Below are 11,657 nucleotides of genomic sequence, written 5' to 3' on the forward strand. Positions count from 1 at the left end.
ATCAAAAACGAAATGGATGTCACCTGTACAATACAGGATAACATCCACATGTTTAAACTAAATATATATGTGTCCAGAATTTTGGGTACACATCAGAAATCACGATTCTTGAGTCACTCCCTTTTTTATTTAATTAATAACAAAATAATAAACATCATGTTATAATAAAATAATAAACAGTAAAATGGAAAATAAATAGGAGAGAAAATGAACGTTAGAGAAAACTTTGAAACTATAACAAAAGAAATAGCTGAAACTTGTGAAAAAGTTGGTAGAAATGCTGATAAAGTGAAATTAATAGCTGTAACTAAGTATGTTACAGATACTAGAGTTGAAGAAGCGATAGAAGCGGGAATTACAGATTTTGCTGAAAATCGTCCTCAAAATTATGTTGAGAGAAAAAGTAAATATTCTAGTAAGACTTGGCATTTAATAGGAAGCTTGCAAACTAGAAAAGTACGTGATGTTATAAACGAGGTAGATTTTTTTCATGCTCTAGACAGAGATAGCTTAGCTAAGGAAATCGAAAAACGTGCGGAAAAAGAAGTTAATTGTTTCGTACAGGTTAATGTTTCTGGTGAAGAAAGTAAACATGGATTAACAGCGGAAGAAACAGTAGAGTTTATAAAATCATTAGAACAATATTCGAAAATTAAAGTTGTAGGTCTAATGACAATGGCGCCTTTTGTTGATGATGAAGATGTGTTGCGTAATTGTTTTAGAAAATTAAGACAAGTACGTGATGAAGTAAAAGCACTTAAATTACCATATGCACCGTGTGAATTTTTATCTATGGGTATGAGTAATGATTACAAAATCGCGATTGAAGAAGGTGCGACTCATATAAGAGTTGGTACAGCTTTAGTTGGTAACGAGCTAAAATAATAAGAAATAAAGGAGGGGGAGTATGAAAAGAGTAATAAATATAGGTGATTTAGTCGTTATGATTAAGTACAGAAGAAAAATGAAAAACATTTATTTAAAAGTCGAAAAAAACGCTGAGGTTGTAGTAAGTGCCCCTCCAAGAACACCTAATTATATTATAAAGAAATTGATTCAAGAAAATATTGATGAAATCAAATTAAGAAGAAACAATATATTAATGAATGGCTATACTGTGAAACAGTTTGTAACTGGTGAAAAACATATTATTTTTGGAAAAGAATTTGTTTTAGAAGTAAGATTAGGGAATAAAAATGTAGTAATATTATCCGATGATAAAATCATTTTAGTTATAAAGGATAAAGATAAAGATAGGGGACAAATAGTTACGAGTTATCTTAGAAAAGTTCTTTATAACAAAGCTTTAGAGTTTATTAATAAATACGAAAAAATCATGGGTGTCCATGCTGAACAACTAAGAATTAAAAAGATGAAAACCCGCTGGGGAACTTGTAATATTGAAGCGAAAAGAATTTGGATAAACTATGAACTTATAAAATATCCGATTGAATGTTTAGAACATATAGTTGTTCATGAGCTTACTCATTTACTAGAAACAAATCACACACCTAGATTTTATGCATTGTTAGGAAAATATTATCCAAACTTTAGAGAAAATGATAAATTGATAAAAGAATTCAGTAAAAAAATAGTAGGTAGATAATAAAAAAGCAAGAAGTATTACAATTTTTTTGTAATTTAGTATTAAATTATCTGTAGTTTGAAAATTTTTTGAAAGTATGGAAATTACTTTTGAAAACAATAATTTAGATGTGTAATTATTGACTTTTTATGCTATTTACTATATAATTAATCAAGAGTTTTTAGTATTTTTATACTAACATTTTTGATGATACTTAAAAGTATTTTTGGAGGAAAAATAAATGTCACAAATTTTAAATAAAGAAGATGGAAAAGTAGTTATCGCTTTTTCAGCAACAAAAGAAGAATTTGCGAAAGGATTAGATCAAGCATTCAAACGTGCAGTTAAACGTGTTAACGCACCTGGATTCAGAAAAGGTAAATTACCAAGAGCCGTATTCAACAAAATGTACGGTGAAGAAGCATTATACCAAGATGCAGTTGATTATGTATTACCAAGAGCTTACACTAAAGCTATCGACGAATTAGAAGTTTCACCATTAGCTATGCCTGATATCGATGTTAAAGAAATCAGCAAAGAAGAAGGTGTTAAATTCGAAGCAGTTGTTACTGTTAAACCAAACGTTGAATTAGGTGAATACAAAAACCTTGGATTAGAAAAAGACTCAGTAGAAGTAACTGATGCTGATGTAGAAGAAAGATTAGATAGCTTATTAAGCCGTCAAGCTGAATGGCAAATCAAAGAAGGAGAATCTAAAAAAGGTGATATCGTAGTTATCGATTTTAAAGGATTCATCGGAGATGAAGCTTTCGAAGGTGGAGAAGCTAAAGGTTACGAATTAGAATTAGGATCAGGTTCATTCATCCCTGGATTCGAAGAACAGTTAGAAGGAAAAGTTGCACCAGTTGACACAGAAGTTAACGTAACATTCCCAGAAAACTACCAAGTAGCTGACTTAGCTGGTAAAGAAGCTAAATTCGAAGTTACAGTTCACGACGTAAAAGAAAAAGTTTTACCAGAATTAACTGACGAATTCGTTAAAGAATTCACTAAAGAAGCAGCTTCAACAGTAGCTGAATACAAAGAAAAATTAAAAGAAGAAATTAAATTAGAAAAAGAAAACTTAGCAGAAAAATCTTATTCTGATAAAGTAATTTCTACAGCTGTAGAAAATGCAAAACTTTCTGTACCAGAAAAATTAGTAGAACAAGAAGTTGATTCTATGTTTGAACAGTTCACTGGAAACTTATCTCGTCAAGGATTATCATTTGATTTATACCAACAATTCACTGGAAAAGGTGAAGCTGAACTTAAAGCTGAAATGAAATCTGATGCAGAAAACAAAATCAAAACTTCATTCGTATTAGGTGAAATCGCTGAAGTAGAAAAAGTTGAAGTAACAGATGCTGACATCGATGCAGAAGTTAAAGAACTTGCTACTATGTACAACATGACTGAAGAAGGAATTAAACAACGTATTAGTGTTGAAGACTTACGTGGTGAGTTAGTAATCCAAAAAACTGTTGATTTCTTAAAAGCTAACAACTAATTTTAGCAAATCATCCTTAAGCATATAGAGTGTCTAACATTCTATATGCTTTTTTTAGTAATAATAAGGTGGTGAATTTATTTGAACGAATATATTAAAAGACTAGAGCAAGAATTTTCTCTAATAAAGAGTGGATTCAAGGAAGAAGAGAAAAGAGCCTTAGCTGATTATAAAAATAATGATAGAGATTATAATAAGAAGTTAGCTTTCTTATCCTATGAGTCAAAAGTATATCAAGTTAGAATGTATGGTGTATTTCTTTTCGGATATTTATCAGATGATAGTGATATCCTAACTTTTATGCGAGATAAAGTATCTAAAGATGATAATTGGAGAGTACAAGAGGTTCTTGCGAAAGCATTTGATGAATATTGTAAAAATAAAGGTTGTGAAAATTCAATCCCTGTAGTTGATGACTGGCTAAGTTCAGATAATCCAAATACTAGAAGGGCAGTCACAGAAGGATTACGAATATGGACTAGTAGACCATATTTTAAAGAAAATCCACAAGAAGCAATAAAAAGAATAGCTCCATTAAAAGAAGACGCTAGTGAATATGTAAGAAAATCAGTAGGAAATGCACTGAGAGATATTAGTAGAAAATTTCCAGAATTAATAAAAGAAGAATTAAAAACTTGGAATTTAGAAACAAAAGAAATAAAACAAGTCTACAAATTAGCGAGTAGGTTTGTTGTGGAGAGAAAGATTTTAGAATAAGGTTTATTGTGTTTTATAAGTTTTTGCAGTATAATGGAACTAATGAGAGATGTCTATCCTCCTCCCCCGTTTTTATTTTTTTGGAGGGGGGTCGACATCTCTTTTTTATTTTATGTATATGCACTCCTACGTGTCTTTTTTCATGTACACTTTATGTGTTATAATAGTAAGGATAATATAAGAAATTAGGAGATGAAAATGGGAAATAGTGTAAAAGAAAATTATGAAACAATACAACGTGCAGAGTTACATAGAAAAATCTGGGCGATTGCGGATGATGTACGAGGTGCAGTAGATGGCTGGGATTTCAAGCAGTATATATTAGGTATACTATTCTATAGATTCATCTCAGAAAATATGAGAGATTATTTTAATAAAGCTGAGCGTGAAGCAGGGGATGTAGATTTTAATTATGCTGATATAAGTGATGAAGAGGCGTTAAAAGATTTTAAACCTGGGATTGTTGAAGAAAAAGGATTTTTCATCTTACCAAGTCAACTTTTTGAAAATGTTGTAAAGAATATTAATCCAAAGATGGAATTAAATGCAAAATTAAAAGAGATTTTCGACAGTATTGAAGGAAGTGCCATAGGAACTGATTCTGAAGAAGATTTTAAAGGGTTATTTAGAGATGTCGATGTAACAAGTGATCGTCTAGGTGAAACGGTAACAGAAAAAAATGCAAAGTTAACTAGTATTTTAGTGGGTATTAGTGAACTTAATTTTGGTAATTTTGAGGATAATCATATCGATGCTTTCGGAGATGCTTATGAATATTTAATTTCTAACTATGCATCTAATGCAGGGAAATCTGGTGGAGAGTTCTTCACTCCTCAAACAGTGTCAAGACTGCTAGCAAAATTAGTAGTAGATGGGAAAGATAAAATTAATAAAGTTTATGATCCAACATGTGGGAGTGGTTCGTTACTATTACAGATGAGAAAGTTCGAGGGTGTAGAGATAGAAGAAGGTTATTATGGTCAAGAAATAAATTTAACGAACTACAACTTAGCTCGTATGAATATGTTCTTGCACAATGTTAACTACAATGATTTTTCTATTAAACGTGGTGATACATTATTAAATCCTCAGCATGGAGAAGAGAGGCCATTTGATGCTATAGTATCAAACCCACCGTATTCTATAAAATGGATAGGTGATGCGGATCCAACATTAATTAACGATGAACGTTTCGCACCTGCTGGTAAACTAGCTCCTAAATCATATGCGGACTATGCGTTTATTATGCATTCACTTAGCTATTTATCAAGTAAAGGGCGTGCAGCTATAGTATGTTTCCCAGGAATTTTCTACAGAAAAGGTGCTGAAGGAACTATTAGAAAATATTTAGTAGATAATAACTTTGTAGATTGTGTTATTCAACTTCCTGATAATCTATTCTTTGGAACGTCGATTGCTACTTGTGTATTAGTATTAGCGAAAAATAAAACAGAGAACAAAACTTTATTCATAGATGCATCTAAAGAATTCAAAAAAGAAACAAACAATAATATATTAGAAGAAAAAAATATAGATAACATTATTGAAGAGTTTAGAAATAGAGCAGATGTTGAATATTTCTCATGTTATGTAGATAATAGTGAAATAGAAGAAAATGACTATAATCTATCAGTATCAACATATGTTGAAAAAGAAGACACTAGAGAAAAAATTGATATTAAAGTATTAAATAAAGAAATTGCTGAAACTGTGAAGAAAATTGATGAATTACGTGCATCTATAGATGAGATAGTTAGGGAGCTAGAAGTCGATGAATAACAAAATAATTATTTATAATACTGAAGATGGAAAGTCAAAAATAAATCTTAAGTTAGAAGATGGTACAGTTTGGCTTAATCAATTACAAATAGCAGAACTCTTTCAAACAACGAAACAGAATATAAGTAAGCACATAAAAGCTATATTTGAAGATGGTGAACTAGAAGAAAAAGTGGTTGTAAACTATCAGTTGACAACCACTAAACATGGTGCAATAGAAGGGAAAGTTCAAAGTAGAGAAGTAGCTTTTTATAACCTTGATATGATTCTCGCTGTTGGTTATCGCGTGCGTTCTCCACGTGGAGTGCAATTTAGAAAATATGCATCTACAGTTTTAAAAGAATACCTAATTAAAGGTTTCGCTATGGATGATGATCGTCTTAAAAACTTTGGTGGTGGAAACTACTTCAAAGAACTTTTAGATCGTATTCGTGATATTCGTTCTAGTGAGAAAGTATTTTATCGTCAAGTATTAGACTTATTCGCAACTTCAATTGATTATGATGGAAATAGTGAAGAAGCGAAGAAATTCTTTGCTACTGTTCAAAATAAAATGCATTATGCAATCCATCACAAAACAGCTAGTGAATTAATATTTGATAGAGTAGATGGTGATAAAGAATTTATGGGACTAACTACCTTTAAAGGAGAATTACCAACATTAACAGAAGCTAAAACAGCTAAAAACTATTTAAGCGAAAAAGAATTACGTAGTTTAAATCAACTTGTATCTGGATATTTAGACTTTGCAGAAAGACAAGCAGAACGAGAAGTAGCTATGACAATGGCAGATTGGATAAAACATGTAGATAACATACTACGAGCAACAGGCGAAGATGTATTAGAAAATGCAGGTAGTATATCACGAAAACAAATGGAAAAAAAGGTGGAAGAAGAATATAAAAAGTATTCAGAGAACACTTTAACACCAGTAGAACAAGATTACTTAGAAGAAATCAAAAACATAGAAAAAATAGCAAAGAAAGGAGGAAAATAGATGACGAACATATTAGAATTACTTAAGAATGAAAAAGTAGAATGGAAGAAGTTAGGGGAAGTGTCATTAGTGGGGACAGGGAAATCTAATACTAATGAACAAGTAGAAAACGGATTATATCCATTTTATGTACGCTCTAAATTTGTAAAAAGAATAAATAAGTATGAATTTGATGAAGAAGCCATAATTATTCCTGGAGAAGGTGGTATTGGTGAAATTTTTCATTATGTGAAAGGAAAGTATGCATTACATCAAAGAGCATATAGAATAAAATTACAAGATGATATTGTTGCTAAGTATGTATATTATTATATGAAAACAAAATTCAAGGAATTTATTGTAAAAAATATGGTCGGTTCAACTGTAACGTCAATTAGAAAGCCTATGATAGAAAATTTTGAAATCCCAATCCCATCAATAGAAATTCAAGAAAAAATAGTAGAAATACTTGATAAATTTACAAGTTATGTTATGGAACTTCAGTCGGAACTTCAGTCACGTACTAAACAATATACTTATTACAGAGATAAGTTATTAAGCGAAGAATATTTAACAAAAGTGACTAAGGAAATGGAAGGGGATAGAAAAGTAAAAACACTTCGATTAAAGGAGGTTTGCGAATTTAAACGAGGTAAAAGACTTGTAAAAAGTGAATTACAAGAAGATGGAGAATTTCCAGTATATCAAAATAGTATAATTCCTTTGGGGTATTATCATGAAAAGAATTTTGAGAGAGATAATACATTTATTATTTCTGCAGGTGCTGCAGGAGAGATAGTATATAGTGATAGAGAATTTTGGGCAGCAGATGATGTGTATGTTTTAAAAACAAAGGAAAATATTACTAGCAAATATCTATATTATTTATTACTTAGTAAACAATATATTATTAAATCTAAAGTTAGAAAAGCTAGTATTCCTAGGTTATCAAAAGATGATATAGAAAAGATATTAGTAGATATTCCACCTCTTTCACTTCAAAATAAAATAGTGAAGGTCTTGGATAAATTCCAAGTATTGCTTGCAGACACAAAAGGATTGTTGCCTGAAGAAATAGAACAACGACAAAAACAATATGAATATTATCGTGAAAAACTCTTGACATTTGACGTGGAATGTAGTAGCACGCACGCACGTCGATAATATCTAATAACTACTATAATATATTACAAGAAGCTGCTAATATAGTTGAAGTAGATATAGAAGATAAGATAGAGTTGAAAAAATTATTAAATATAACAAAAAAAGTAGATAATATTAATTGGAAAGTAACGGATAAAGAGTTACGTTATATAGATTTATCTTCAGTTAATACAGGGAATAAAAGAATTGAAGCTACAGAATTAATAACAAAAGCTAATGCACCAAGTAGAGCTAAACAGATTGTAAAGTCCAAGGATATTATATTTGGAACTACAAGACCAATGCAAGAACGTTTGGCGTTAATCCCGGATTATTTAGATAATCAGGTTTGTAGTACAGGATATTGTGTTCTAAGAAGCGATAAAGAAATTGTTAAAGAAAAATGGATATATTATAATTTGTTAAAAACAGATTTCTATAAGTATGTTGAACTAAATCAAAAAGGAGCAAGCTATCCAGCTATATCAGATAGTGAAATTAAAAATTATAAAATACCTATCCCCCCTCTGCACGTTCAACAACATGTGGTATCAATTCTTGATAAGTTTGATACTTTAGTGAATGATATTAAGGAGGGATTACCGAAGGAAATAGAGCAACGTCAGAAGCAATATGAATATTGGAGAGAGTGTTTGTTAAACTTTCCAAGATAACAGGTTATTATGAAAAATTTGAAATATAAATAAAAAAGGAAAAGGAGTGAGAGTATGTCAGAAGAAAAATTCAGGTATAAGACTTCGCCAATCGCGGAGATGCAAGGTGGAATAGTCTTAGCGAGGTTTGAAAAGCCTGAACGTAGAGTAGAAGAATATCAAACTGAATCACAACTTGAAGAAAACATGATTAATAATCTAGTTTCTCAAGGATATGAAAGACTTGATGTTAGAAGTATGGATGATTTATATATTAATCTTCGAGTGCAAATTGAGAAGTTAAATGATATTAAATTTAGTGATAGTGAATGGAAAAGATTTCTACTAGAGTATTTAGATGCTCCTAATGATGGAATAATCGAAAAGACTCGTAAGATTCAGGAAAATCATATTTATGATTTTATATTTGATGACGGTAGACTGAAAAATATTAAAATAATAGATAAGAAAAATATTCACAACAACCACCTACAGGTAGTTAATCAAGTGACTGTCGCTAAAAATAGATATGATGTTAGTATTTTAGTAAATGGATTACCTCTTGTTCATATTGAATTAAAAAAACGTGGGGTAAATATTAGAGAAGCCTTTAATCAGATTCAAAGGTATGAAGATGAAAGTTTTAACTTAGACAATTCGCTTTATAAGTTTGTGCAAATTTTTGTAATCTCAAACGGGACATATACAAGGTATTTTGCTAATACGACTGAACGTGATAAGAGTAATTATGAGTTCACTTGTGAATGGGCTGATGCGAAGAATAGAGTTATCGCAGATTTAGAAGATTTTACAGCGACTTTCTTTGAGAAGAGAACTATTTTAGAAATTTTAACGAAATATTGTATTTTTAATTCAAGAAATGTCCTTTTAATTATGCGTCCTTATCAAATCGCTGCGACTGAGAGACTATTATGGAGAATTAATTCTAGTTTTGAAAATAAAAAAGCTGGAAGTGTAGAAGCTGGTGGATTTATCTGGCATACTACTGGATCTGGTAAGACTTTAACATCATTCAAGTCAGCAAGATTGGCTACTGAGTTGGATTATATTGATAAAGTATTCTTCGTAGTTGATAGAAAAGACTTAGACTATCAAACTATGCGTGAATACCAAAAATTCCAAAAAGATAGTGTTAATGGAAGTAAGGATACTAAAGAATTAAAAATTAGTATTGAAAAACAAGATAATAAAATAGTTGTTACAACAATTCAAAAATTAAATGAGTTTGTTAAAAGTAATAAAGGGCATGACATTTATAACAAGCATTGCGTATTAATTTATGATGAGTGTCACAGGTCTCAATTTGGTTTAGCTCAAAAGAATATTCAAAGTTCATTTAAACATTATTATCAATTTGGTTTTACAGGAACTCCGATTTTTGTAGAAAATTCATTGGATGGAAAAACAACTTCTGATGTGTTCGGTGCACAATTGCATAGTTATGTAATTACCGATGCGATTAGAGATGGGAAAGTACTTAAATTCAAGATTGACTACAACAGTATTAATCCGAAGTTCAAGAGTTCTGAAGAAGAAACAGATGATGAGAACCTAAAATCTCTTGAGAATAAAATGTTCTTACATCCAGAACGTATTTCAGAAATTACTAATTACATTCTTGAAAAGTTTGATTCTAAAACTTATCGTAATACGCAATATACGGTAAAAGATAAACGTATTAATGGGTTTAATGCGATGTTTGCGGTGCAAAGTGTAGATGCGGCGAAGATGTATTATGAAGAGTTTAAAAAACAACAGGCAAACTTGCCTGAAGATAAAAAACTAAAAGTCGCAACAATATTTAGTTATGCTCCAAATGAAGAGAGAGCTTCAGGAGAGATTGAAGAAGAGAGTATGTCGTCATCAGCTATGTCAACTACTGCAAAACAATTTTTAACTAATGTAGTTGATGATTATAATTCATTCTTCCAAACTAACTTCACTATAGATGGTAACGGGTTTGAGAATTATTATAAAGATTTATCAAGTAGAGTAAGAAACAAAGAGGTAGATTTACTAATTGTTGTTGGTATGTTCTTAACTGGATTTGATGCTCCAACTATGAATACATTATTCGTTGATAAAAACTTAAGATATCATGGACTTATTCAGGCATTTTCTAGAACAAATAGGATTCTAAATAAGATGAAAGCCTTCGGTAATATCGTTTGTTTTAAAAACTTGGAAAAAGCTACTAAAGATGCGATTAAGCTATTTGGTGATGAAAATAGTATAAATGTAATTATCGAGCGTAGTTATGATGATTACATTAACGGCTTCACGGATGAAGATACAGGGGTTGTATTTAAAGGGTATAAGGAACTATGTGAAGAAATTGTAGAAAAATTCCCAGACCCAACAGAAATCAAGTTAGAAAAAGATAAAAAAGAATTTGTTAAGTTATTTGGTGAAATCTTGAAGAGAGAAAATATCTTGAGAAACTATGATGAGTTTAGTAGTTTCGAGAAGATAATTTCTGAGAGATTGAAACAGGATATGAAGAGTACGTATATTAAGATAAAGGAAGAGTTAATAAATTCTGGTGGAAGAGACAAAGGAAAAGGCGGAGAAAACGAGGAGAAAATTGATTTCTCAGATGTTGAATTCCATATTGATCTTCTGAAGACTGAAGAGGTAAATCTTGATTATATCTTAGCATTAATCCTTGAAAAAGCTAAAGAACAAGGTACGAATAATGAAACACTAAAAGAAGAAATAAGAAGATTAATTCGTTCTTCACTTGGAACAAGAGCCAAAGAAGAATTGATTATTGAATTTATCAATCGTACAGACTTAACTAAGTTTGATAAAAATGAAGATATACTAGAAGCCTTTTATGAATATGCTAAGATTGAGAAAGAACAAAAGATAAATGAACTTATCTCTGAAGAAAATCTAAAAGAAAAATCTAAGAAATTTATAGAAAAATCAATTAGTAGAGGATATGTTGCACAAGGTGGAACAGAATTAGATGATGCTCTGCAAGGAGTAGCACGTCGTGGAGGAGCCAGAGAAGCTAAGAAGCAATCGGTTCTTTCTAAATTGAAAAATATCGTTAAGGTGTTTGTGGGGATATAATAAAAATTATCTAGTTTTATTTCAAATATAGTGATTAACATATATCTAAATTAGATAAAATTTTTGATTTAAATATAGATTTGTGTTAAAATGAATTTATAAAGAGAGAGCCGTTTGCACTGACTTTACTAATAATTTCTTAACTCACTACGTTCGTAGAAATTATAGTAGTCGTAGTATAAATTATTCGTAATA

General features: G+C 30.5%; 9 protein-coding genes. All 9 read left to right on the top strand.

The window, feature by feature from the left end; genetic code table 11:
• The first annotated feature begins 207 nt into the window (after positions 1-207).
• The 9 genes from PNO30_RS08290 to PNO30_RS08330 all read left to right on the top strand — a co-directional run bounded on the left by PNO30_RS08290 (position 208) and on the right by PNO30_RS08330 (position 11,462).
• On the top strand, positions 208-885 hold the full coding sequence (locus PNO30_RS08290; RefSeq protein ID WP_271987986.1) for a YggS family pyridoxal phosphate-dependent enzyme: 678 nt from the start codon (positions 208-210) through the stop codon (positions 883-885).
• A 22-nt stretch (positions 886-907) separates the two neighbouring features.
• Positions 908-1,606, top strand: a complete 699-nt coding sequence (locus PNO30_RS08295) for a M48 family metallopeptidase (protein ID WP_271987988.1) — start codon at positions 908-910, stop codon at positions 1,604-1,606.
• 220 nt (positions 1,607-1,826) lie between these two features.
• Positions 1,827-3,095: a trigger factor gene (gene tig / locus PNO30_RS08300; protein ID WP_271965101.1), complete on the top strand. Its 1,269-nt coding sequence runs from the start codon at positions 1,827-1,829 to the stop codon at positions 3,093-3,095.
• An 81-nt stretch (positions 3,096-3,176) separates the two neighbouring features.
• On the top strand, positions 3,177-3,812 hold the full coding sequence (locus tag PNO30_RS08305) for a DNA alkylation repair protein (RefSeq protein WP_271987990.1): 636 nt from the start codon (positions 3,177-3,179) through the stop codon (positions 3,810-3,812).
• Between the two features lie 198 nt (positions 3,813-4,010).
• The gene (locus PNO30_RS08310) at positions 4,011-5,591 is read left to right on the top strand and encodes a type I restriction-modification system subunit M (protein ID WP_271987992.1); all 1,581 of its coding nucleotides are present in this window, start codon (positions 4,011-4,013) and stop codon (positions 5,589-5,591) included.
• On the top strand, positions 5,584-6,588 hold the full coding sequence (locus PNO30_RS08315) for a virulence RhuM family protein (RefSeq protein WP_271987994.1): 1,005 nt from the start codon (positions 5,584-5,586) through the stop codon (positions 6,586-6,588). The genes PNO30_RS08310 and PNO30_RS08315 overlap by 8 nt, the downstream gene beginning before the upstream one ends.
• Positions 6,589-7,731 (top strand): restriction endonuclease subunit S, encoded by a 1,143-nt coding sequence (locus tag PNO30_RS08320; protein WP_271987996.1) that lies wholly within the window; start codon positions 6,589-6,591, stop codon positions 7,729-7,731.
• Positions 7,732-7,805: 74 nt separating this feature from the next.
• Positions 7,806-8,384 (top strand): restriction endonuclease subunit S, encoded by a 579-nt coding sequence (locus PNO30_RS08325; protein WP_271987998.1) that lies wholly within the window; start codon positions 7,806-7,808, stop codon positions 8,382-8,384.
• Positions 8,385-8,438: 54 nt separating this feature from the next.
• The gene (locus PNO30_RS08330; RefSeq protein ID WP_271988000.1) at positions 8,439-11,462 is read left to right on the top strand and encodes a type I restriction endonuclease subunit R; all 3,024 of its coding nucleotides are present in this window, start codon (positions 8,439-8,441) and stop codon (positions 11,460-11,462) included.
• Positions 11,463-11,657: the final 195 nt, after the last annotated feature.

The organism is Gemella haemolysans (assembly GCF_028308085.1).
Classification (GTDB): Bacteria; Bacillota; Bacilli; order Staphylococcales; family Gemellaceae; genus Gemella; species Gemella haemolysans_D.